Origin of the sequence: Streptomyces sp. NPDC005820 (genome assembly GCF_040630255.1) — a bacterium.
Lineage (GTDB): Bacteria > Actinomycetota > Actinomycetes > Streptomycetales > Streptomycetaceae > Streptomyces.
This window is the reverse complement of record NZ_JBEXXE010000014.1, coordinates 120,736-142,742: the sequence shown is the minus strand read 5'-3', so window position 1 is coordinate 142,742 and position 22,007 is coordinate 120,736. Positions and strand designations below refer to the sequence as shown.

Below are 22,007 nucleotides of genomic sequence, written 5' to 3'. Positions count from 1 at the left end.
GGGGTTCTCAGTGGGCCAGCGGGAGGGAGGCGAGCTCCGCCACCACCAGGGTCAGCGGGACGAAGAGGCTCAGGAGCGCGCCGGTGCGCAGGGCGGCGGCGGTGCGCAGGGTCTTGCTGGGGGCGCCGAGGCGGAGCAGGGCGGCGGTGGTGTCGGCGCGGGCCTGCCTCGCCTCGACGCCGGCCATCAGGAGCGTGGCGACCGTGCAGCAGGCCACGACCGTGGCGCCGAGGGTGGTGAGGGGGCCGGAGGAGGGGTCGGCGGGGTCGTACAGGGCGGCCGCCGCGTACGCGCCCGAGGCCACCGCGCAGACCAGGCCCAGGGGGCGGCCGATACGGGCGGCCTCCTGCATGAGACCGCGGCCCGCGAGGAGGCGCAGGGCGCCGGGGCGGGCGGTCTGGAGGAGGCGGCCGCAGAGGTGGGTGAGGCCGGGGCCGGCGAGGGCCAGGCCGATCGCGGTGAGGGTCCAGCCGAGGAGGACCGCGGTGGGGGCGGTGGGGAGGCCGGTGGGGAGGGGGAGGGCGGTGGCGGTGGAGGTACGGCTGGCGTAGCCCTCCACGGCGAGACCGGTGGCCAGGAGGGCGGCGCCCCAAGGGAGGGCGGTGGGGTTGAGGGGGGTGGCGGGGTCGGGCAGGGGGTCCGGGGTCTGTTCGGTGCCGTCGGGCGGGGTCGGGGGGCTGGGTTCGCCTGCCTGCGCTCGCGGGGTGCCCGCTGCGCCCGCCGGCGCCGCCGCCGTGGCACGACTGCCCGCGGGCTGCGATCGGCGGGTGAGGATTCCGGACGTCGACCGGGCTGCCAGGAGGGTGTCCCGTGGGCAGAGCATCAGGGCCACGCCGACGGATGCCGTGGCCGGGACCAGGGAGAGCAGGGTGAGGGCCGCCGGGAGGGGCAGCGGGTGGTCCGCGGCCAGGAAGTCGGTGGCCGCTCCGTCGAAGGGCATGCCGGTGAGGTCGCCGCGGAGGTGGAGGAAGACGAGGAGGGCCAGCATCGAGCCGAGCAGGGTCGACAGGGCCGTCGTGGTCGCCGAGACGGCCATCAGGCGGGCCGGGCCCAGGCCGATCGCGGCGAGACCGGGGCGGGGGCGGGTGCCGGGGTCGGTGCGGGCGACCGCGAGGGCGAGGTGGACCGTGGTGGCGAGGGGGACCGTGCACCAGGCGAGCCGGAGCAGGGAGCCGGGGGAGGCCTCGGGGTGGGTCAGGGCGTGGCCGAGGGTGGAGAGGAGGAGGAAGCCGGTGGCCGCGGAGGCCGCCGTCACCAGGAGGCGGCGGGCCTGTACGGCGGGATGCGCGCTGCGGGTCAGACGGAGAGCGAGCACGCGGCCCCCCGCCCTTCCGCCTCACCCCGACCACCCGACCCCCCACCCACCGAAGGCTCCGGGGCACCTGGACGCTCCGGCGCACCCGGGCCGTCCGGTTTCGTTCCGGGTCCCGGTTCGGCCTGACCGTCCTGTGCCGTCCTCCGGCCGTCCGACCTCGTCCCAGGTGCCGGCCCGCCCGGCCCCTCGGCCTCGGCTCGGCCCACGGCTTCAGCCCGGCTCGCGGGCTTGTCCCGGCTTTCCGGCTCCCTCCGGCCGGCCTCCCGCCGGCCGCCCGTGTTCCGATCACTCTCCGGGGGGAGGTGGAGGGTGTTCACTCGGCGGCCGTCCAGGAGGGTTACCCGGCGGTCGGCCAGGGACGCGGTTTCCGGGTCGTGGGTGGCGAGGACGACCGTGATGCCGTGGGAGCGGGCCGCGGTGGTGAGGGTGCGCAGGACGTGGGCGCGGTCGGAGCGGTGGAGCGGGGCCGTCGGCTCGTCCGCGAAGAGGATCGAGGGGGCGGGGGCGAGCGCGCGGGTGATGCAGACGCGCTGGCGTTCCGCCTGGGTCAGTTCGTGCGGGCGGGCGCGGGCGCGGTCGCCGACGTCCAGGCGGTCCAGCCACTCCAGCGCGGCGGCCTTGGCACGGCGGCGGCTGGTGCCGCGCAGCATCAGGGGGAGGGCCGCGTTCTCCCAGACGTTCAGCTCGGGGACGAGGACCGGCGCCGGGTCGATCCAGCCGAAGCGGTCGCGGCGCAGTCGTTCGCGGGCCATCGGGCCCAGGGTGTGCACCGGGACGCTGTTGAACCAGACCTCGCCGCGCTGGGCGGGCACCAGACCGGACAGACAGTGCAGCAGGGTCGTCTTGCCGCTGCCGCGCGGCCCGCTGACGGCGAGGATCTCGCCCTCCCGGACGCCCAGCGAGACACCGCCGAGCGCCGGTGATCCGTCGCGGTGCGTGAAGTGCAGCGAGCGTGCCCAGAGCACGTCGTTGTCCGGCGGGGCCTCCATGGGCGTACACCTCGGTTCAGATCCGTATTCCGTGCCTGTCCCCCGTCCGGGGGAACGAAGGGGGAACGAAGGCAGGGCCGATCGGTCACGAGCACGCTAAGGAGGCGGCGGCGGGCATCAGCACAGCACACGGCCCCGGGCCGCCGTTTCTCACTCGAACGGCAGGCACCGGGGCCGGTGCTGATCACCTCAGCGGAAGATCACAGCTTCGTCCACGCCTCCGTCAGCGTGGCCCGCAGGATCTGCTCGATCTCGTCGAAGGTCTCCTGGTTGGAGATCAGCGGCGGGGCGAGCTGGACGACCGGGTCGCCGCGGTCGTCGGCACGGCAGTACAGGCCGTTCTCGAAGAGGGCCTTGGAGAGGAAGCCGTACAGCACGCGCTCGGTCTCGTCCGCGTCGAAGGACTCCTTGGTCGCCTTGTCCTTGACGAGCTCGATGCCGTAGAAGAAGCCGTTGCCGCGGACGTCGCCGACGATCGGCAGGTCGTGCAGCTTCTCCAGCGTGGCGCGGAACGCGGACTCGTTGTCGAGGACGTGCTGGTTCAGCCCCTCGCGCTCGAACAGGTCCAGGTTCGCGAGGCCCACCGCCGCCGACACCGGGTGGCCGCCGAAGGTGTAGCCGTGCAGGAAGGTGTTGTCACCCTTGTAGAAGGGCTCGGCGAGCCGGTCGGAGATGATGCACGCGCCGATGGGGGAGTACCCGGAGGTCATGCCCTTGGCGCAGGTGATCATGTCCGGTACGTAGCCGAACTTGTCGCAGGCGAACATCGTGCCGAGGCGGCCGAAGGCGCAGATGACCTCGTCGGAGACGAGCAGCACGTCGTACTGGTCGCAGATCTCGCGGACCCGCTGGAAGTAGCCGGGCGGGGGCGGGAAGCAGCCGCCCGCGTTCTGGACCGGCTCCAGGAAGACCGCGGCGACGGTGTCCGGGCCCTCGAAGAGGATCTGCTGCTCGATCTGGTCGGCGGCCCAGCGGCCGAAGGCCTCGGGGTCGTCGCCGAAGATCGGGGCGCGGTAGATGTTGGTGTTCGGCACCTTGTGGGCGCCGGGCACGAGAGGCTCGAAGGGGGCCTTCAGGGCCGGCAGGCCGGTGATGGACAGGGCGCCCTGCGGGGTGCCGTGGTAGGCGACCGCGCGGGAGATGACCTTGTGCTTGGTCGGCTTGCCCGTGAGCTTGAAGTACTGCTTGGCCAGCTTCCACGCGGTCTCGACGGCCTCGCCGCCGCCCGTGGTGAAGAAGACCTTGTTGAGGTCGCCCGGCGCGTGGTGGGCGAGGCGCTCCGCCAGCTCGACGGCCTTCGGGTGGGCGTAGGACCAGACCGGGAAGAACGCCAGTTCCTGCGCCTGCTTGAAGGCGGTCTCCGCCAGCTCCGTGCGGCCGTGGCCGGCCTGGACGACGAACAGACCGGCGAGACCGTCCAGGTAGCGCTTGCCCTTGTCGTCGTAGATGTGGGTGCCCTCGCCCCGGACGATGGTCGGGACGGGCGAGTTCTCGTACGAGGACATGCGGGTGAAGTGCATCCACAGGTGGTCGTACGCGGTGCGGCTGAGGTCCTTCTCGGTCACGGTTATCGGGTTCCCCACATGTAGGTCTGCTTCTTCAGCTTCAGGTAGACGAAGCTCTCGGTGGAGCGCACGCCGGGCAGGGCACGGATGCGTTTGTTGATGACGTCCAGCAGGTGGTCGTCGTCCTCGCAGACGATCTCGGCGAGGACGTCGAACGAGCCCGCGGTCATCACCACGTACTCGACCTCGGCCATGTCGGTGAGCGCCTCGGCTATGGACTCGACGTCGCCCTCGACGTGCAGCCCGACCATCGCCTGCCGCCTGAAGCCCACGGTGAGCGGGTCCGTGACGGCGACGATCTGCATCACGCCCTGGTCGAGCAGCTTCTGCACGCGCTGGCGCACGGCCGCCTCGGACAGGCCGACGGCCTTGCCGATCGCGGCGTACGGCCGGCGGCCGTCCTCCTGGAGCTGCTCGATGATGCCGAGACTGACGGCATCCAGGTGCGGGGTGCCGTTCCTGGACTCGCGGGAGCTCCCGCCGTCCCTGTGCTCTGCGCTTCGACTGGCCACGGCCTCACTGTGCACGACGTCTCGACAGTTCCGCAAGGCCATGGCGATGAAATTCGTTGTTTACGCTACCGAGATCTGCGGATTCCGTAGTCATTGCGCGATCGGGGGTGTTGAAAACGTGGGCGCGCGGATTACTGTGGGTGTCTCAGTCAATGGACACCTGAACTGGAGGGCCGGTCAGTGAGCACCGAGCTGCGTCGTCTGCGCAACTACATCGACGGTGAGTTCCGGGACGCCGCCGACGGACGGACCACCGAGGTGGTCAACCCGGCGACGGGCGAGGCGTACGCGACCGCGCCGCTGTCCGGTGCCGCGGACGTGGACGCCGCGATGGCCGCCGCCGCCGCGGCCTTCCCGGGCTGGCGGGACACCACCCCGTCCGAGCGGCAGAAGGCCCTGCTGAAGATCGCGGACGCCTTCGAGGAGCGCGCCGAGGAACTGATCGCGGCCGAGGTGGAGAACACGGGCAAGCCCATCGGGCTCACCCGCTCCGAGGAGATCCCGCCGATGGTCGACCAGATCCGCTTCTTCGCGGGCGCGGCCCGGATGCTGGAGGGCCGCAGCGCGGGCGAGTACATGGACGGCATGACCTCCATCGTCCGCCGTGAGCCGGTCGGCGTCTGCGCGCAGGTCGCGCCGTGGAACTACCCGATGATGATGGCCGTGTGGAAGTTCGCCCCGGCGATCGCGGCCGGCAACACGGTCGTCCTGAAGCCCTCCGACACCACGCCCGCCTCCACGGTGCTGATCGCCGAGATCCTCGGCTCGATCCTGCCCAAGGGCGTCTTCAACGTCGTCACCGGCGACCGTGACACCGGCCGGCTGATGGTCGAGCACCCCACCCCGGCGATGGCCTCCATCACCGGCTCGGTGCGCGCCGGCATGTCGGTCGCCGAGTCGGCGGCCAAGGACGTCAAGCGCGTCCACCTGGAGCTGGGCGGCAAGGCGCCGGTCGTCGTCTTCGAGGACACCGACATCCCCAAGGCCGTCGAGGACATCTCCGTGGCGGGCTTCTTCAACGCCGGCCAGGACTGTACGGCGGCCACCCGCGTCCTCGTCCAGGAGTCGATCCACGACGAGTTCGTCGCCGCGCTCGCCAAGGCCGCGGCCGAGACGAAGACCGGGCAGCCCGACGACGAGGACGTCCTGTACGGCCCCCTGAACAACCCCAACCAGCTCAAGCAGGTCACCGGGTTCATCGAGCGGCTGCCCGCGCACGCCAAGGTCGAGGCCGGCGGCCACCAGGTCGGCGACAAGGGCTACTTCTACGCGCCGACGGTCGTCTCCGGGCTGAAGCAGGACGACGAGATCATCCAGAAGGAGGTCTTCGGCCCGGTCATCACCGTCCAGTCCTTCTCGGACGAGGAGCAGGCGGTGCAGTGGGCCAACGGCGTCGAGTACGCCCTCGCCTCCTCGGTGTGGACCAAGGACCACGGTCGCGCGATGCGCATGTCCAAGAAGCTCGACTTCGGCTGTGTGTGGATCAACACGCACATCCCGCTGGTGGCGGAGATGCCGCACGGCGGCTTCAAGAAGTCCGGCTACGGCAAGGACCTCTCGGGGTACGGCTTCGACGACTACACGCGCATCAAGCACGTGATGACGTCTCTGGACGCGTAGTTGGCGGGCCACCGCAGGGAGGGGCGTGTCCCGCGCACGCCCCTCCCGTCCCGCCGCTCCCTCCTGCGCTCCCTCGGCTCCACCGCCGCCCTCGGCGCCCTCGCCGGGTGCGGTGTGCGGGCCGCCTATGTGCAGCCCGGGGACCGGGCCGGTGTCGATGTCTCCGCCGACGACAGGCGACTGACCTGGGCCAACTGGCCGTTGTACATCGACACGGACGACGACGATCCGACGAAGCGGCCCACGCTGGAGGCGTTCACCGAACGCACCGGGATATCCGTCGACTACGTCGAGGAGATCAACGACAACGACGAGTTCTTCGGGAAGATCAGCCCCTCGCTGATGAACCATCAGGAGACCGGCCGGGACCTGATCGTCATCAGCGACTGGATGTGCGCGCGGTTCGTACGGCTGGGCTGGGTCCAGGAGATGGACCGCGACCGCCAGCCGAACGTGGCCGAGTACCTGGACCCGCTGCTGCGCTCACCCGCCTTCGACCCGGGCCGCAGATACACCGTGCCCTATCAGTCGGGCATCACCGGCATCGCCTACAACCGGCGGAAGCTGGGCCGTGGGATACGCGGTGTCGCCGACCTGTGGGCGAGCGACCTCAAGGGCCGGATCACCCTGCTCTCCGGGCTGGACGAGGCCTTCGCGCTGCTGATGCAGGGCAACGGCGTCGACATCACGCGGTGGACGTCCGACGACTTCCGCACCGTGTGCGAGCAGGTGGAGAAGCAGGTCGCGAACGGCCAGATCCGCCGCTTCACCGGCAACGACTACACCAAGGACCTGGTCAGCGGTGACGTCCTGGCCTGCCAGGCGTACTCCGGCGACGTCATCCAGCTCCAGGCGGACAATCCCGACATCCGCTTCGTCGTCCCCGAGGAGGGCGGCGAGCTGTGGTCGGACTCCCTGATGATCCCCGACCTCGCCCGCCACAAGAGCAACGCCGAGCGGCTCGTCGACTACTACTACGAGCCCGAGGCCGCCGCCGAACTCGCGGCCTGGGTCAACTACGTCTGCCCCGTCCCCGCCGCCCAGGCGGTGCTCGCCGACTCCTCCGACGAGGACACGGCCGCCCTCGCCGACAACCCCCTGATCTTCCCCGACCAGGAGATGCGCACCCGCCTCGCCGTCGCCCGCGACATCACCTCCACGGAACGGCTGGAGTTCACCCGGCGGTGGAACGCGATCGTCGGCCTGTGACGGCGCCCGGGCATCCGCTCAGGCGCCGCGCAGTGCTGTCTCCAGGCGGTGGCCCCAGCGCAGGGCGGCCGCCACGCATTCCTGCGTCCTGGGTTCCAGGCGGTGGCGCGGGCCGACGACCTGTACGGCGGCGACGATCTCGTCGGTGAAGTCGCGGACCGGTACGGCGACCGAGTAGAGGCCCGGTTCGGCCTCCTCGTCGACGATCGAGTAGCCGCGCTCCCGGGTCACGGCCAGCCGGCGCAGGAAGTCGTCCAGTCCGGTGGGTGTGCGGGGGCCGTGGGGCGTGAACGCGGTGCGGGCGAAGACCGCGGCGACCTCGTCGTCGTCGGCGTCGCTGAGCAGCGCCTGTCCGCAGTCGCTGCAGTAGGCCGGGTAGGGGCGGCCGATCCACGAGCCGAGCTGCCGGCTGCCCGGAGGCACCCGTTCGGCGACGGTCACGGTGGTGTCGCCGACCAGGACGCCCAGGTAGCAGCTCTCACCGGTCTCGGTGGCCATGCCCTCCAGCGCGGTGAGCCCGTCGGTGCGCAGGCGGTGTGCGGTGAGGTCGCGGGCCGCGGCGTAGAGCCGCCAGTGCGGGGTGACGCCCCCCGAGACGTCGTCACGGGCGACGAACTCCTCGGCGGTCATCGCGGTGACGGTCCGGGAGAGCTGGCTGCGGTCGCGGCCCATCCGGCGGGCCAGTTCGGCGACGGACGCGGCGGAGCCGTGCCGTAGGCCCTCGGCGGTTCCCCGGGCGAGCGCCGACAACGCCTCCAGGCCCTTCACCACGGTCGAGTCCACGTGCGCACTGTACCGTCACCCTCCCTCGAGATCATGAAACGTGCAGCATCTGCATCTTGCCGTGCATTTAATGCACGCTTAGCATCCTTGCATCAGCCGCCGCCGAACATCGAGGGACGCATACGCATGGCTACGACGACGATCACTCCGGGAGCCGGACCGGACCGGGGCGCCGATCGGGGTGACGCCCGGGGGGCCGTCCGGCGCCGTACGGTCCGGACGGTCAAGGTCTACTGGCCGGTCGGCGCGGAGACGCTGGCCGCGTGCGCGCGGGGCGACCTCGACGTCCTGCGCTCGGACGAGTCCTTCGCCGCGCTGCTACGGGTCCTGGAGACCTCCCCCGAACTCGGGGACTTCGGGGTCTACGGCGATGTCTTCGAGGTCGCCCTCGGCGCGGAGGGCTTCACCGTCCGCCCCGGCGCCCGGCCCGCCCTCGGCGCGGTCGGCGGACGCTTCCTCTCCTCGACCCTCGCCGTGACCACGTACGTCGACGCCACGACGGACGACGACGACCTGACCCACACCCTCACCCGCCTCATCGACGCCCACCCCTGGGAAATCCCGGTCATCGAACTGTCCGCCCCACTGGACCTCATCACCCCCGCCTGACCGACGGCCCCCCGAGGCTCCGCCTCCCCCGAGCCCCCGCCCCTCCCCCGAGCCCCCGCCCCCCGAGGCTCCGCCCCCCCGAGGCTTCGCCCCCCCGAGGCTTCGCCCCCCGAGGCTTCGCCCCCCCGAGGCTTCGCCCCAGCCCCAGCCCCTGCCTCCCCGAGCCCCCGCCCCCACCCGGCGGCCGCTCCCACCCCCCGCGCGCATCCACCCCCCGCGCGCCCACCCGCCGAAAGTGGCCTCACCCCCCAGCCATGACCTGCCGATCGCCCCCCACACCCGCGTCCGCACCCCCGTCCCCGCTCCGTAGAGGAGACCCTCATGTCCGTCTCAGCCGTGCCGGAGAATTCTTCGGCCGCCGCCGGCTCCGCTTCCCCGCCGCCCGTCGACGGGCTGCGTCGCACCATGCGTTCCCGGCATCTCGTGATGATCGCGATGGGCGGTGTCATCGGCTCCGGGCTCTTCCTCAGTTCCGGATTCACCGTCTCCCAGGCCGGCCCGCTCGGCGCCGTCCTCGCCTACCTGGTGGGCGCCTTCGTCGTCTGGCTGGTGATGGCCTGTCTCGGTGAACTCGCCGTCGTCTACCCCGTCTCGGGCGCCTTCCACATCTACGCCTCCCGCTCGATCGGCCCCGCCACCGGCTTCACCACCGCCTGGCTGTACTGGCTGACCTGGGCCGTCGCCCTCGGCTCCGAGTTCACCGCGTGCGGGCTGCTGATGCAGCGCTGGTTCCCCTCCGTCGGCGTCTGGGTGTGGTGCGTGGTCTTCGCCGCCGTCGTCTTCGCGGTGAACGCCTTCTCGGCCCGCGTGTTCGGCGAGACCGAGTACTGGTTCTCCCTGGTGAAGGTGGTCGCCGTGGTCGCCCTCATCGTGCTCGGCGGCGCGGCCCTGTTCGGTTTCCACCCGATGGCCTCGGCCGGCGGCTCCCACCCCTTCCTGCTGGAGAACTTCCACACCCCGGACGGCCTCTTCCCCAACGGCTTCTCCGGCGTCCTCGTCACCGTCCTCGCCGCCTTCTACGCCTTCTCCGGCTCCGAACTGATCGGCGTCGCCGCCGGCGAGACCGAGGACCCGGCCACCGCCGTCCCCAAGGCGCTGCGCGTCACCGTCGTCCGGCTGCTGGTCTTCTTCGTCGGCGCGATCACGGTCATCGCCGCCACCATCCCGTACGACAAGGTCGGACTGGACGAGAGCCCCTTCGTCACCGTCTTCTCCTCCGTCGGCATCCCCTACGCCGCCGACGTCATGAACTTCGTGATCATCACGGCGCTGCTCTCGGCCGGCAACAGCGGCCTGTACTCCTGCGCCCGCATGCTGTTCTCCCTCGCGGAGGAGAAGCAGGCCCCGCAGGCGCTGCGCAGGCTCAGCCGCCGCGGCATCCCGCTGACCGCGCTGTCGCTCAGCATGCTCGGCGGCCTGGCCTCCCTGGTGAGCAGCGTGACCGCGCCCGAGACGGTCTACCTCGTCCTGGTGTCGATCGCCGGGTTCGCCGCGGTCGGCGTGTGGATGTCCATCGCCGCCTCCCAGCTCATGCACCGCCGGACGTTCCTGCGCGGCGGCGGTGACCTGCGGACCCTCGCCTACCGCACCCCGTTCCACCCGGTCGTCCCGCTCCTCGCCCTCACCCTGTGCCTGGCCTCGCTCATCGGCATCGCGCTGGACCCGGCCCAGGCCACGGCGCTGTACTTCGGCGTCCCGTTCGTGGCGGGCTGCTACCTGTACCACTGGCTGCGTTTCGGCCGGCACCGCACCTCGGGGGCCACCGCGTGAGGCCGCCCACCTGTCTGCTCCTCGACCTCGACGGCACCCTGCTCGACTCCGCCCCCGGCGTCATCGCCGGCGCGGCCCACGCCCTGCGGTCCGTCGGGGCCCCGGTCCCCGACGCGACCGCCCTGCGCGCCCTCGTCGGCCCGCCGATGTACGACGGCTTCCGGAACGTGGTCGGCCTCGACGAGCCCACCGCACGGGCCGCCCTCGCCGCCTACCGCGCCGAGTACGCCCGTAACGGAGCGTCGGCCGCCACGCCGTACGCCGGGATCCCCGATCTGCTCGACGCCCTGGTCCGGCGCGGACTTCCGCTGGGCGTCGCGACCTCCAAGGTCGAGGACCAGGCCGAGCTGATGACCCGCCGCTTCGGCCTCGCGCCCCGGCTGCAGGCCGTCTGCGGGGTCTCCGACGCGGCCGGCCGTACGACGAAACGGCGGGTGATCCGCGAGTGCCTGTCCCGGCTGCGGGCGCGCGGCGCGGACGTCCGCAGGCCGCTCATGGTCGGCGACCGCGCCTACGACATCGAGAGCGCCGCCGCCGAGGGGATCCCCGCCGTGCATGTGCGGTGGGGGTACGGCGGCCCGGCCGAGTCGGCCGGAGCGATCGCCTCCATCACCGCACCGGCCCATCTGATCGACCTCCTGGACACCGCAGAAGAAGAAGCCGAGAGAGAAGACGTACTGCCATGACCTTCACCACCACCGAGCCCCCGCTCTGGGCCCTGCACCGGGACCTGATCGCGAACACGGTCCGCACCGACCTCACCCACGCCTTCCACCCGGGCCAGCCGCACTTCCCCGCCTTCCCGGACGAGAAGCGCGAGATGCCCTTCGACATGTCCCGCGGTGACGGCTTCAACGTGCACCTGTACACGATCGTCGGCCAGTGGGGCACCCACGTGGACCCGCCCGTGCACTTCGTGGCGGGGGCCCGCCCGCTCGACGAGATACCCGTCGACGAGATGATCCTGCCCCTGGTCGTCCTCGACATCACCGAGCGCGTCGCCGCCGACCCGGACGCCGTACCGACCCTGGACGACGTGGCGGCCTGGGAGGCGCGCAACGGGCGCATCCCGGAAGGGGCGTTCGTGGCGCTGCGCACCGGCTGGGGCCGGCGCTGGCCCGACCCGGCCGCGATGGCCAACAAGGACGAGGACGGCGTCAGCCACTACCCCGGCTGGTCGGCCGAGGTCCTGCGGTACCTCTTCGAGGAGGCCGGGGTCACCGCGATCGGCCATGAGCAGACCGACACCGACCCGGGCCTCGCCACCTCCGCCGGTGACTTCAGCCTGGAGAGCTATGTCCTGCAGCGGGACCGCTGGCAGATCGAGCTGATGGCCAACCTCGACCGGGTGCCCGAGGCCGGCGCGCTGATCGTCGCCACCTGGCCCAAGCCGCAGGGCGGTTCGGGCTTCCCGGCCCGCGTCTTCGCCCTGCACCAGCAGGACTGAACCGCCCCGGACCGGAACACCGCAGCCCCGGCGGCCACCTCGGCCGCCGGGGCTTCCCGTCCGTCAGGAGACATCCCGTCAGGAGACATCGCCATGGACACCATCGACGAGCAGATCATCAGCGAACTCACCCGCAACGCCCGTATCTCCCACGCCGAACTGGGCCAGCGGGTGAGCCTCTCCCGCAACGCCGTGCGGCAGCGCGTCGAGCGCCTCGAACGGCAGGGGCACATCTGCGGCTACACGATCGTCCGCCCCGGCGACGGGCCGGACGGGGCGACGGTGGCCGCGCACGTCCTGGTCTACCGCCAGGACCGGATGCGCGGCGGAGACGTCCTCGCCGCGCTCCGGCGCATCCCCGAGGTGGTCTCCTGCGACGTCCTCAGCGGTCAGTTCGACCTGCTGGTCAGCGTGGAGGCCGCCTCCCTGGAACGCGTACAGGGCATCTGGGAGCAGATCGCCCAGATGCCCGGTGTACGGGACACGGTGACAGCGCTGGCGCTGTCCCGGGTGGTCAGCCGGCGGCGGCCATGAGCGCCCGCGCGGTCTCGGGGTCGAGCAGCCCGCGCCGGGTGACGACCTCCAGCACACCGGCCCCGGTCGCGAGCGCCTCCCGAGCCACCGCCGAGGCGGCCTCGTGCCCGATGCGCGGGGCCAGCGCGGTCACCGCGCCGACCGCCGCGTCCGCCGTGCGCGCCAGCCGGTCCTCGTTGGCGGTGATCCCCGCCACGCACAGCGTGCGCAGCGCCGCGCAGCCGCGGGCCAGCCACGCGATGTGCTGGAGCAGCAGATGCCCGATCAGCGGCTCGAAGGCGTTGAGCTGGAGCTGACCGTTGTCGGCGGCCATGGTGATCGCGACGTCCGCGCCGGCCGTGGCGAACGCGATCTGGTTGACCATCTCCGGGATCACCGGGTTCACCTTGCCCGGCATGACCGACGAACCGGCCTGCCGCGCGGGCAGGTTGATCTCCGCGAGCCCCGCACGCGGTCCGCTGGCGAGCAGCCGCAGATCGCTGCACACCTTGGACAGCTTCACCGCCGTACGCTTCAGCACCCCCGACACCAGCAGGAACACCCCGGTGTCCGAGGTGGCCTCCACCAGGTCGGCGGCGGGCGTGAGCGCCATGCCGGTCAGCTCCCGCAGATGCCGTACGACGGCCTGCGCGTAGCCCGGTTCGGCGGCGATGCCGGTGCCGATCGCGGTCGCGCCGAGGCTGGTCTCGGCCAGCAGTGGCAGCGTCTCGCCGATCCGCTCGACGTCCTCGGCGAGGGTCACGCCGAACGCGGCGAACTCCCGGCCGAGTGTCATCGGCACCGCGTCCTGCAACTGGGTGCGCCCGACCTTGACGACGGCCGCGAACTCCTCGCCCTTCGCGGCGAACGCCCGGGAGAGGAGGGTGAGTTCGGCCCGCAGTTCCTCCAGCGCCGAGGCGACCGCGATCCGCAGGGCCGTCGGGTAGGTGTCGTTGGTGGACTGACAGCGGTTGACGTCGTCGAGCGGGTCGAGGTGCTCGTACTGCCCGCGCGCCCGGCCGAGGTGCTCCAGCGCGAGGTTCGCGATCACCTCGTTGGCGTTCATGTTGGTGCTGGTGCCCGCGCCGCCCTGGACGACGTCCACCGGGAACTGCTCGTGGTGGCGGCCGGCCGCGATCGCCCGGCAGGCCGCGGAGATGGCCTCCACCGTGTGCGGCGCGAGGACGCCGAGCTCGCCGTTGGCCAGGGCCGCCGCGTGCTTCACCAGGGCCAGGGCGCGGACGAGGTGCGGGTGGGCGGCGACGGGCACCCCGCTGACCCGGAAGTTCTCCAGGGCGCGGGCGGTGTGCGCGCCCCAGTACGCCCCGGCGGGCACGCGCACCTCCCCGAGCGCGTCCCGCTCGACCCGGAACCCGCTCAACTCCCGGCCCCGTTGAGGCAGACGACCTTCGGCTGGGTCATCTCCTCGTAGGCGAACCGCACGCCCTCGCGGCCCATGCTGCCGTACTTGAAGCCGCCGAACGGCATCGCGTCGAAGCGGTAGTCGGAGGAGTCGTTGACCATCACGCCGCCCGCCTCCAGCCGGCGCGCCGCCGCCATGGCCCGGTCCAGCGAGGAGGTGAAGATGCCCGCGTGCAGACTGAAGTCGATCTCGTTGGCCCGCTCGATCGCCTCCTCGAAGGAGTCGACGGCCTGGAGCACGACGACGGGCGCGAACGCCTCCTCCCGCCACACGGCCGCCGTGCCCGGCACCTGCTCCAGCACGGTCGGCGTGTACAGGGCGCCGTCCCGCTCGTGCCCGCACAGCAGCCGTGCCCCGTCGTCCAGCGCCGCGGCGACCGTGGCCTCGGCGGCGGCCGCCGCGCGCTCGCTGATCAGGGGGCCGACATCGGTGCGCTCGTCCGCCGGGTCACCGGTGCGCAGCAGCCGGGTCCGCGCGACGAAGGCGTCCCGGAAGGCCTCGTACACGCCCCGCTCGATCAGGATCCGCTGGGTGCCGATGCAGTTCTGCCCGGCCGCCCAGAACGCCCCGGACACACAGGCCGCCACGGCCGCGTCCAGGTCCGCGTCGGCCAGCACGAGGACCGGCGCGTTGCCGCCCAGGTCCATGGCGAGCTTCTTCAGCCCGGCCGAGCGGGCGATGGCCTCGCCGGTGCGGAAACCGCCGGTGAAGGACACCATGCGCACGTCCGGCGCGGCGACCAGGGCCGCCCCCAGTTCGGCGCCGCCGTTGACCACGGTCACCACCTCCTCCGGCAGCCCGGCCTCCACCAGGGTGTCGACCAGCCGCAGAGCGGACAGCGGGGTGAGCAGGGACGGTTTCAGCACCACCGCGTTGCCGCCCGCGATCGCCGGCCCGAGCTTGTGCGCGACCAGGTTCAGCGGGTCGTTGTACGGCGTGACGGCCGCGATGATGCCGAGCGGCTCCCGGGTGAACCAGCCCGAGCGGTTCTCCGACCCCGCGTATGCGTCGAACGGCACGACCTCACCGGCGTTGCGCCGCGCCTCGGCCGCAGACAGCCGCAGGGTGTTCACCGCGCGCCCGGTCTCCTTGCGGGCCTGGACGATCGTCTTGCCGGCCTCGGAGACGATCAGCCGCGCGAACGACTCGGCACGCTCCTCGATCAGCCGGGCCGCCCCGTCGAGCACGGCGGCCCGGGCGGCCCGGGACAGCGCGCGGGCCGTCGTCCGGCCGGTACGGGCCCGCCGCAGGACCTCGTCGACGGCGTCGGCGGCGGTCAGGCAGACCGAGCCGATGGTCTCGCCGGTGTAGGGGCTGCGCACGGGGGACATGCCCTCGCCGACCGGCAGCGGCACGGTGCTCAGGGTGGTCTCAGCCACGGTGGGCCTCCTCGAGGATCGCGGCGCCGGAGACGGCCCGGTCATGGATGCCGATGACGTCCGAGAGCAGGGCGTACGCCGTCTCGGTGCGGCCGGCGCCGGGCCCGCCGAGCGTGACGGTGCCCAGCAGGTCGGTGTGGAGGGCGAGGGCGTTGGTGGGGCCGGAGACCCCGGCCAGCGGGTGCCCGTCGGGCAGCGCGACCGGCGCGACCCGGGCGCTGACGGTGCCGTCGGCGTGCCGCTCGGCGGAACCGACCAGCTTCCAGCGCAGCCCCTCGGCGGCGGCCCGCCGGACGTCCTCGGCGGTGAGGGCGGAGATGCCGGTGCAGGGCACGTCCGCGCGCGTCAGATCGGCGCCGAGCACCTCGTTCGCGAGGATCATGACCTTCAGCTGGACGTCGTACCCCTCGACGTCGGCCGTCGGGTCGGCCTCGGCGTATCCCAGGGTCTGGGCCTCGGCGACGGCGTCCGCGAAGGACAGGCCTGACTCCAGACGGCCGAGGACGTAGTTGGAGGTGCCGTTCATGATGCCCTCGAAGCCGTTCACGGCCAGGCCGCCGAACATCCGGCGCGCGGTGCGCAGGACCGGCGTCCCCGACATCACCGTCCCCTCGAACTCGAAGGACACGCCGGCCTGCCGCGCCAGCTCCTTCAGGGCCGGACCGTGCAGGGCGACGGGTCCCTTGTTGGTGGTGCACACGTGTTTGCCGGCCTCGATCGCCCAGCGCACATGGGACAGGGCGGGCTCGCCGTCCGTGGGGTTGGTGAAGGTGGCCTCGGCCACGATGTCGGCGGGCACCTCGCGGATCACCCACTCGTTGCGCGGCTCCGGGCTGCCTCCCGCCAGGCCGGAGAAGTCCAGCTCGCCCGGGGCGACCGCGAGCAGCGGGGCGAGCGCGATGCCGTCGCCGTCGGTCCGTACCAGCGAGCCGGCCCTGAGGTCGGTGATGGCCACCACCCGCAGGGCGAAACCGAGTTCGGCCTCCAGGGCGTCTCCGCGTGCGGCGATCAGCTCGGCGAGCGCGCGGTTCACCCCGCCGAATCCGATGAGCGCGATGTCGTAGCGGGTCATCGAGAGCCTCCCTCTCCTTCGGGTGACCGCCGACGTCGGACCGGTCGGCGGGAACACGCTCAGCGTCGGGCCGCGGCAGGTCGGTCGGGCCCTGTCGATCCGGCGGCGAGGGCTGTCGATGCGCTCGGGTGCCGGGCGTTCGTCCTGAGGGGGGCGCTTATAGTGCCGAGGTGACGACGAACGGCCCCGCGCCCGGTCGGCCCGCGGGCCCGACCACGGCCTCCTCCCTGCGTATGGCCCTGCGGATGGTGAGCACGGTGCTGGACCGGGAGACGTCCGGCCGCGGCGGCTTCAACGTCAGCCGGCTCGCCGACGAGGTCGGCGTCGAACGCAGCAAGGCGTCCCGCACCACCCAGGACCTCTGCGACAAGGGCTTCCTCGAACGCCGCGAGGACGCCACGCTCCGGGCCGGCGAGTCCTTCTTCGCGGTGGCCGCGTCCCTGCACCCCGGGCTGCTCCGCCGCAGCCGTCCCGTCCTGCGCCGGATCGCGGTCGCGCACGGGGCCGGCGCGCGGCTCTCGGTCCGCGACGGGGTGCAGGTGCGGCTGCTGCGGTCCGAGTCCGCCGCGGGCGCCACCCCGGACTGGCTCGGCCGCGCGAGTCTCGTCACCCCCTGCTGGTGCACCGGCGCGGGCCGCGCACTCCTCCTCGACCACACCGCCGAGGAGCTCACCGCGCTCCTCGACGACTACGAGCTGATCGGCGTCGGCGGCCCCAACGCCGCCCGCTCGGTCGCCGAACTCGTCGCCGCGGGCGACCGTGACCGGCAGCGGGGGGTCGTCGCGGCCCACGGCGAGTTCGAGCACGGCGTCACCGAGTACGCCGTGCCCGTGCGGGACGCCGGCGGACACATCCGGGCCGCGGTGTCGGTGGTCGGCAGGGAGCAGGACCTGCTGCCGCAGGAACGCGCGATCCACGCGGAGCTCATGGCGGCGGCCGACGCGCTGGCACGGTCCGTCGACGGTTCCTGAGCTCTCGTTCGGCTCCTCAGTCGCCGGGGATCGTGCGGAGGGCGGCGATGTCGAACTGCAGCCGCACCTTCTCGCTCACCATCGCGCCGCCCTCGGCCAGTCGCTGGTTGTACGTCAGACCCCACTCGGAGCGGTTGATGGTGGTCGTGCCGTCGAAGCCGACCCGCTCGTCGCCGAAGGCGTCCACGACATGGCCGAGGTAGGTGAGCTCCAGGTCGACGGGGCCGGTGGTGCCCTTGATGGTGAGGTCGCCGGTCATGCGGTAGACGTCGGAGTCCGTCAGCCGTACCGCCGTACTGACGAAGCGCATCCGCGGATGGGCCGTGGCGTCCAGGAAGTCACGCCCGGTCAGATGGGCGTCGCGCTGGTCCACGCCGGTGGCGACGGACGCCGTGGACAGCACGATCTCCGCCCGGGAGCGGGCCGGGTCGCGGCCGTCGAACCAGAGGCGGCTGCGGTACTCGGTGAACGCGCCGCGCACGGTCGTCACCAGGGCGTGGCGGACGGAGAAACCGATCCGGCTGTGCGCCGGGTCGATCATCCACTCGCCGGTCAGCGCGGCCAGCCGGGGGTCGGGCGCGGGTCCGCCGTCCGGGGTGAAGGGCGGTGGCTGGTACGGGAGTTGGGGGACTGTGGGGGGTGCCGGGCGGCGCCGGGACGCAGCACGGGTGAACAGGTTCATGATGCACGTGCTTACGGCACGGGGCAGGGCGTCGCAAGGTGCTCCGCCATTGCTCCCTCATTGCTCCGCAACACTCGGGGCAGCTCCAGAAAACGCTTACACCTCCCTCACGAGTCCGCTCCTCTGCCGATCAGCTCGTCGATCCGGGACTGCGGGAGGGTCTCGACCGGGTAGATGTCGTCGGGCGCGCCGGGGTCGGCGTACCGGGCGAGGCTGCCGTCGGTGATCTCCGGGAGCGGGACGTCGATGGCCGCGGGCACCTTGACCCCCTCGCGCTGGGCGACGGCCGCCTCCAGGGCGATCACCGAGAGATAGTCGGGCTGGGCCGTGGCCAGGCCGGAGAATCCTTCCGCCCGCTTGCTCTGCCACAGCTTCAGGAAGCCGTTGTAGTTCTCGCCGGCGACCGGGACGAGCCTGCCGTTCTCCGCGACCAGCGTCCGCAGCGCCGCCGTCGACAGCGTCCCGCCCAGGGTGAGGACGCCCCGGATACCCGGGTGTTCGGCGTACGCCGAGGCGAAGGCCTTGGTGGCGGGGGCCACGGAGTTCGGGCTGTGCACGGTCTCGACGACCCTGATGCCGGGATACCGCGCGAAGACGGCGGCGGCCCCCGACCAGCGGTCGTCACGGCCCGCGCTCCCGGCCGGTCCGGTCATGGCGATGATGTCGCCCTCGCCGCCGAGCGCGTCGACCAGCCAGCCGGCCAGCATCGAGCCCCAGGCCCACTGGTCGGTGCCGACCTTGACGACCGCGGGGCTGGTCGGCAGCGAGTCGAAGGCGACCACGGTGATCCCGGAGGCGACGGCCTCCTCCAGGGCCGGGTCGAGCGCGGTCGGCGAACCGGCGTCGACCAGGATCACGTCGTACGTCTCCCGGGTCATGGTGCGGATCTGCGCGATCTGGCGCGCGGTGTCGTTGTCCGCGTCGAAGGCCCGGAACGAGCCCACCTTGCCTGCCGATCGCAGCCGCTCGACGTCCCCCTGAAGCGTCGTCAGCGTCTGCCGCATCCACGCGGTCGTCAGCGAGGTCGTCGACCAGCCGACCTTCAGGTTCCTCGCCCGTGCGGGCGAGGCGCTCACGTCCCCGGCGCCGGTGTCGGGCCGGACGGTGCACGCGGAGAGCGCGACCAGCGCGCACAGGGAGGCGGCGACCGCCACCGCACCGCGTACCGAACGTGCGTTCATCGAACTTGCCTCTCAATCCTCGGAAGGAACACAGCATTTCTCGCTTTGCCAGTTCTTTACAACCCGGGTCCGGGCCGCGTCGTCTCTGCGCATGTTCCGTCCACGCACTGACGAAAGAGAGCGACAGATGCGACTCATGTCCCGAACGGGCCTCGCCGCCCTGGCCGTCGGCACCGCCCTCCTGGCGGGCGCCGCCCCGGCGCTCGCCGACACGGCGCCGTCCGCGGTCCCCAGCACCTCCGCGGCGAGCAAGGTCAGCGCCGTCCCCTCGGCGACCGAGGACACCGGGGCCGCCGACACCCCCCGGGACGCCACCAAGGCCCCCTCCGCCGTGCCCAGCCAGGTCGGCGTCGTGCCGCGGGGCGCCGCCGACACCGGTGTCGGGGAGGACTCCGAGAGCCATGGCATGCTGATCGGCGGCGGTGCGGCGGCCGCCGCGTTCGCCGCGGCCGGCGCGGGCTTCCTCGTCGTACGGCGCCGGAGGGCGACCGGCGCATGAGCCCGCTCTCCAGGCGTGCCCTGGCCGCCGCGGCCCTCACCGTCCTGCTGACGGGCTGCGGCGGTCCGGCCCCCCGCACCACGGACGGGGCCGGCGCCTCCGCCGCCCCCGGCACGCCCTCGGCCACCCCGAGCCGCACCGCGCAGGCCGCGCGTCCCCTCGCGCGATCGGTGCCGGTCGCGCTGCGGATCCCGGCCATCGGGGTCGACACCCCGCTGATGCGGCTGGGACTGCGGGCCGACGGCACCGTGGAGGTGCCGCCGGTCCAGGCGCACGACCGGGCGGGCTGGTACGGGCGCTCGCCGACGCCGGGGCAGACCGGGCCGTCGGTGATCCTCGGCCATGTCACCGTCGGCGAGTACGGCGACGGCGTCTTCCGGCACCTCGACCGGCTGCACCGGGGCGACCGGATCGCGGCGCGCCTGGGGAACGGCACGACGGCGGAGTTCACCGTCACCGAGGTACGCACCGTCGACAAGGCGGACTTCCCGACCGAGGACGTCTACGGGAACGTGGACCGGCCGGAGTTGCGTCTCATCACGTGCGGCGGTCCCCGCAGCGGGGACGGCTACCGCGACAACGTGATCGTCTTCGCCGCGCTGACCTCGCACTCCACCCCCACCTCCGCGGGAGAACGTTGAAACGCCCCGCCCGCTCCCGGGAGCGCGAGAGGGCGGCGTCCGACCTGTTCGCCGCCCTCTACCCACGGCTCGCCGGCTGGTGCCGCCGGCTCGTCGACGACGACGGGACCGCCCACGAGATCGCCTCGGAGGCCTTCACCCGGCTCTGGGCCCGCTGGACGTCCGTCGCGGAACCCCAGGGCTTCCTCTACGTCACCGCCGCCAACCTGGTCCGCGACCACTGGCGCAAGCTGGAGCGGGAACGCCGGGCCGTGCGCCGGGCGACCGCCGAGGCCGCCGCGATCCCGCCCGCCGAACCGGACGACCCCTCGATCCGGCTGCTCGTGCAGTCGCTGCCGGACCGGCTGCGCGTGCCGATCATGCTGCACTACTACGCTGACATGCCGATCCGGGAGGTGTCCGTGCTGACCGGGCGCAAGGAAGGAACCGTCAAGGCCGACCTGCACGCGGCCCGCGAACTGCTCCGCGCCCACTTGAGGAGAAGCCTTGATCACACCCGCTGACGACTTCGACGACGGCCCGGACCTCGACCGCCCCGACCCCGACGACCCGCTCACCGTCATCCTGCGCCCCGCCACCGGCCGTCTCGCGCCGCCGCCCGGCCACTACGAGGCCATCCGCCGGGGCGCCTCCCGCCGCCGGCTGCTGCGCACGGCCGCCGGGGTCGGCGCGACCTGCGCCGTCGCCGCGCTCGCCGTGCTGCTGCCGCTGCGGCCGGGCCCGCACGACGCGCCCGCCCGCCCCACGGTCCCGCTCGCCCCGCCCCCGGCGAGCAGCCCGTCCACCGGCCCGGACCCGTCCACCGGCCCGGACCCGTCCGCCAGCGCGGTCCCCACCGTCGTACCGGACGGTTCGGCGACCAGCCGGCCGGGCACCCCCACCCCCGCCGACGAGTCCCCCACCGCAGCCGAGAAGTCCCCCAGCGCCGACGCCCCCAGCGCCGTCCCCGGGGAAACCCGTGCGTCCACCACCCAGGCGCCGTCGAGCGCGCCCTCGGTGTCGAGTACGCGCCGTTGAGGCCGATTCACACGCCGTAGCCCCGGGCCCGTCGAAGCTCCTACCCTGGAAGCCGCCGTCGGGGGGTGGGGGACGTGTCGCGCAGCCAACCGCAGCCGCCGGGACGCCGACTGGAGGACTCGACCGCCCGGGCGGTCCGCGACCTGGAACGGGCCGCCCGGCGGGGTGAGTCCGCCGAGCTGGTGCGGCACGCCGCGGCGGAACTGCAGCAGGTCGTGACCGGCCGCCGGGTGCTGCGCGCGGTCCGCCATCCACTGGGGTTCGTCTGTCTGCCCGTCCTGCGGGACGGAACCGACGGCGTCCGCGTCCATGTCTGTGTCCATGTCTTCGGGCCGACGGACCCGATCCTGTCCGATCACCAAGTGCACTCGCACAGCGGGGACCTGATCAGCACCGTGCTGTACGGCCGGCTGGACAACCGGCGGATGGGGGTGGCCGAGGAGGCCGCGGAACCCACCCACCGGGTCTTCGAGGTGCTCGGCCGCCCCACCGGCGTGGACGAACTGCGGCCCACCAGACGGCTGGTGCGCTGTGTGCCGGGCCCCGGCCGGACCAGCTCCCGGGGCCAGACCTACACCCTTCCGGCGGGGGAGTTCCACACCACCGTGGTACCGGACGGCCGTCCGACCGCCACCCTGGTACTGGGACGGACACCGCCCGGCCGGGCGGCACTCTTCCTCGGCCCCGTACGGGCCCCCGGTCACCAGGTGGTCCGCAGGACGTGCGACGCGGCCCAGACCGCACGGATCGCCCGCACCGCCCTCCAGAGGATCCAGGTTGATCCTTTTTGATCCTTGTTCTGCCGTTTGC

22 protein-coding genes and 1 pseudogene are annotated in these 22,007 nt (G+C 72.8%); 13 read left to right on the top strand and 10 right to left on the bottom strand.

All coding sequences use genetic code 11. The annotated features are described in order from the left end of the window. Nucleotides 1–7: 7 nt before the first annotated feature. From ABZ464_RS19130 to ABZ464_RS19115, 4 genes and pseudogenes are all read right to left on the bottom strand, one after another. Complete coding sequence (locus tag ABZ464_RS19130) at nt 8–1,315, bottom strand: hypothetical protein (protein ID WP_359278302.1); 1,308 nt, start codon at nt 1,313–1,315, stop codon at nt 8–10. Nucleotides 1,316–1,608: 293 nt separating this feature from the next. After that, nucleotides 1,609–2,304, bottom strand: a pseudogene (locus ABZ464_RS19125) (ATP-binding cassette domain-containing protein); the annotation flags it as partial. Nucleotides 2,305–2,504: 200 nt separating this feature from the next. Continuing rightward, on the bottom strand, nt 2,505–3,887 hold the full coding sequence (locus tag ABZ464_RS19120; RefSeq protein WP_359278299.1) for an aspartate aminotransferase family protein: 1,383 nt from the start codon (nt 3,885–3,887) through the stop codon (nt 2,505–2,507). After that, nucleotides 3,872–4,396, bottom strand: coding sequence for an Lrp/AsnC family transcriptional regulator (locus ABZ464_RS19115; protein WP_359278296.1), 525 nt, complete (start codon nt 4,394–4,396; stop codon nt 3,872–3,874). Before ABZ464_RS19115 ends, ABZ464_RS19120 begins: the two co-directional genes overlap by 16 nt. 165 nt (nt 4,397–4,561) lie before the next feature. Between ABZ464_RS19115 and ABZ464_RS19110 the strand changes: the two genes are divergently transcribed. Together ABZ464_RS19110 and ABZ464_RS19105 are read left to right on the top strand one after the other, a co-directional pair. Continuing rightward, nucleotides 4,562–6,001, top strand: coding sequence for a gamma-aminobutyraldehyde dehydrogenase (locus tag ABZ464_RS19110; RefSeq protein ID WP_359278293.1), 1,440 nt, complete (start codon nt 4,562–4,564; stop codon nt 5,999–6,001). Then, nucleotides 6,002–7,210 carry a spermidine/putrescine ABC transporter substrate-binding protein gene (locus ABZ464_RS19105; protein WP_359278289.1) on the top strand — a complete coding sequence of 403 codons (1,209 nt, stop codon included), beginning with the start codon at nt 6,002–6,004 and terminating at the stop codon, nt 7,208–7,210. A gap of 18 nt (nt 7,211–7,228) precedes the next feature. On the opposite strand, the gene ABZ464_RS19100 is transcribed toward ABZ464_RS19105, so the two are convergent. Beyond that, complete coding sequence (locus tag ABZ464_RS19100) at nt 7,229–7,993, bottom strand: IclR family transcriptional regulator (protein WP_359278286.1); 765 nt, start codon at nt 7,991–7,993, stop codon at nt 7,229–7,231. A 126-nt stretch (nt 7,994–8,119) separates the two neighbouring features. Here ABZ464_RS19100 and ABZ464_RS19095 point away from each other — a divergent pair, with 126 nt between their 5' ends. The 5 genes from ABZ464_RS19095 to ABZ464_RS19075 all read left to right on the top strand — a co-directional run bounded on the left by ABZ464_RS19095 (nt 8,120) and on the right by ABZ464_RS19075 (nt 12,353). Then, nucleotides 8,120–8,602, top strand: coding sequence for a hypothetical protein (locus ABZ464_RS19095; RefSeq protein ID WP_359278283.1), 483 nt, complete (start codon nt 8,120–8,122; stop codon nt 8,600–8,602). A 321-nt stretch (nt 8,603–8,923) separates the two neighbouring features. Then, nucleotides 8,924–10,372 (top strand): amino acid permease, encoded by a 1,449-nt coding sequence (locus ABZ464_RS19090; protein WP_359278280.1) that lies wholly within the window; start codon nt 8,924–8,926, stop codon nt 10,370–10,372. Further along, entirely contained in the window at nt 10,369–11,058 is a 690-nt protein-coding gene (locus ABZ464_RS19085) for an HAD hydrolase-like protein (protein ID WP_359278277.1), read from the top strand. Before ABZ464_RS19090 ends, ABZ464_RS19085 begins: the two co-directional genes overlap by 4 nt. Next, entirely contained in the window at nt 11,055–11,819 is a 765-nt protein-coding gene (locus tag ABZ464_RS19080) for a cyclase family protein (protein ID WP_359278274.1), read from the top strand. Before ABZ464_RS19085 ends, ABZ464_RS19080 begins: the two co-directional genes overlap by 4 nt. Nucleotides 11,820–11,912: 93 nt before the next feature. Continuing rightward, nucleotides 11,913–12,353 carry an Lrp/AsnC family transcriptional regulator gene (locus ABZ464_RS19075; protein ID WP_359278271.1) on the top strand — a complete coding sequence of 147 codons (441 nt, stop codon included), beginning with the start codon at nt 11,913–11,915 and terminating at the stop codon, nt 12,351–12,353. On the opposite strand, the gene ABZ464_RS19070 is transcribed toward ABZ464_RS19075, so the two are convergent. Genes ABZ464_RS19070 through ABZ464_RS19060 form a run of 3 tightly spaced genes read right to left on the bottom strand, consistent with a single transcriptional unit; the run spans nt 12,334 to nt 16,206 of the window. Next, nucleotides 12,334–13,713, bottom strand: a complete 1,380-nt coding sequence (locus ABZ464_RS19070; protein WP_359278268.1) for an aspartate ammonia-lyase — start codon at nt 13,711–13,713, stop codon at nt 12,334–12,336. The genes ABZ464_RS19075 and ABZ464_RS19070 overlap by 20 nt on opposite strands. Then, nucleotides 13,710–15,134 carry an aldehyde dehydrogenase family protein gene (locus ABZ464_RS19065; RefSeq protein WP_359278265.1) on the bottom strand — a complete coding sequence of 475 codons (1,425 nt, stop codon included), beginning with the start codon at nt 15,132–15,134 and terminating at the stop codon, nt 13,710–13,712. Before ABZ464_RS19065 ends, ABZ464_RS19070 begins: the two co-directional genes overlap by 4 nt. Continuing rightward, the gene (locus tag ABZ464_RS19060; RefSeq protein WP_359278262.1) at nt 15,127–16,206 is read right to left on the bottom strand and encodes a homoserine dehydrogenase; all 1,080 of its coding nucleotides are present in this window, start codon (nt 16,204–16,206) and stop codon (nt 15,127–15,129) included. Before ABZ464_RS19060 ends, ABZ464_RS19065 begins: the two co-directional genes overlap by 8 nt. A 170-nt stretch (nt 16,207–16,376) precedes the next feature. Here ABZ464_RS19060 and ABZ464_RS19055 point away from each other — a divergent pair, with 170 nt between their 5' ends. Further along, entirely contained in the window at nt 16,377–17,177 is an 801-nt protein-coding gene (locus ABZ464_RS19055) for an IclR family transcriptional regulator C-terminal domain-containing protein (protein ID WP_359278259.1), read from the top strand. 16 nt (nt 17,178–17,193) lie between these two features. Here the strand turns inward: ABZ464_RS19055 and ABZ464_RS19050 are convergent, their stop codons facing one another. Together ABZ464_RS19050 and ABZ464_RS19045 are read right to left on the bottom strand one after the other, a co-directional pair. Further along, complete coding sequence (locus ABZ464_RS19050) at nt 17,194–17,859, bottom strand: YceI family protein (RefSeq protein WP_359278256.1); 666 nt, start codon at nt 17,857–17,859, stop codon at nt 17,194–17,196. A 107-nt stretch (nt 17,860–17,966) separates the two neighbouring features. After that, nucleotides 17,967–19,040: a substrate-binding domain-containing protein gene (locus ABZ464_RS19045; protein WP_359278253.1), complete on the bottom strand. Its 1,074-nt coding sequence runs from the start codon at nt 19,038–19,040 to the stop codon at nt 17,967–17,969. A 136-nt stretch (nt 19,041–19,176) separates the two neighbouring features. Between ABZ464_RS19045 and ABZ464_RS19040 the strand changes: the two genes are divergently transcribed. From ABZ464_RS19040 to ABZ464_RS19020, 5 genes are all read left to right on the top strand, one after another. Next, entirely contained in the window at nt 19,177–19,539 is a 363-nt protein-coding gene (locus ABZ464_RS19040; RefSeq protein WP_359278250.1) for a sortase-dependent protein, read from the top strand. Further along, a complete protein-coding gene (locus tag ABZ464_RS19035) occupies nt 19,536–20,180 on the top strand; it encodes a class F sortase (protein WP_359278247.1) in 645 nt (214 codons plus the stop codon). The genes ABZ464_RS19040 and ABZ464_RS19035 overlap by 4 nt, the downstream gene beginning before the upstream one ends. Beyond that, nucleotides 20,177–20,683 (top strand): RNA polymerase sigma factor, encoded by a 507-nt coding sequence (locus tag ABZ464_RS19030; protein ID WP_359278244.1) that lies wholly within the window; start codon nt 20,177–20,179, stop codon nt 20,681–20,683. Before ABZ464_RS19035 ends, ABZ464_RS19030 begins: the two co-directional genes overlap by 4 nt. After that, nucleotides 20,667–21,197, top strand: coding sequence for a hypothetical protein (locus tag ABZ464_RS19025; RefSeq protein ID WP_359278241.1), 531 nt, complete (start codon nt 20,667–20,669; stop codon nt 21,195–21,197). Before ABZ464_RS19030 ends, ABZ464_RS19025 begins: the two co-directional genes overlap by 17 nt. A gap of 74 nt (nt 21,198–21,271) precedes the next feature. Next, nucleotides 21,272–21,988, top strand: a complete 717-nt coding sequence (locus ABZ464_RS19020; protein ID WP_359278239.1) for a hypothetical protein — start codon at nt 21,272–21,274, stop codon at nt 21,986–21,988. The last annotated feature ends 19 nt before the right edge of the window (nt 21,989–22,007 follow it).

Excerpts from the sequence above, each read along its gene's own strand:
- ABZ464_RS19090 (WP_359278280.1), top strand. The coding sequence starts at position 8,924 with ATGTCCGTCTCAGCCGTGCCGGAGAATTCTTCGGCCGCCGCCGGCTCC.
- ABZ464_RS19050 (WP_359278256.1), bottom strand. The coding sequence starts at position 17,859 with ATGAACCTGTTCACCCGTGCTGCGTCCCGGCGCCGCCCGGCACCCCCC.
- ABZ464_RS19040 (WP_359278250.1), top strand. The coding sequence starts at position 19,177 with ATGTCCCGAACGGGCCTCGCCGCCCTGGCCGTCGGCACCGCCCTCCTG.
- ABZ464_RS19035 (WP_359278247.1), top strand. The coding sequence starts at position 19,536 with ATGAGCCCGCTCTCCAGGCGTGCCCTGGCCGCCGCGGCCCTCACCGTC.
- ABZ464_RS19075 (WP_359278271.1), top strand. The coding sequence starts at position 11,913 with ATGGACACCATCGACGAGCAGATCATCAGCGAACTCACCCGCAACGCC.
- ABZ464_RS19080 (WP_359278274.1), top strand. The coding sequence starts at position 11,055 with ATGACCTTCACCACCACCGAGCCCCCGCTCTGGGCCCTGCACCGGGAC.
- ABZ464_RS19060 (WP_359278262.1), bottom strand. The coding sequence starts at position 16,206 with ATGACCCGCTACGACATCGCGCTCATCGGATTCGGCGGGGTGAACCGC.
- ABZ464_RS19045 (WP_359278253.1), bottom strand. The coding sequence starts at position 19,040 with ATGAACGCACGTTCGGTACGCGGTGCGGTGGCGGTCGCCGCCTCCCTG.
- ABZ464_RS19095 (WP_359278283.1), top strand. The coding sequence starts at position 8,120 with ATGGCTACGACGACGATCACTCCGGGAGCCGGACCGGACCGGGGCGCC.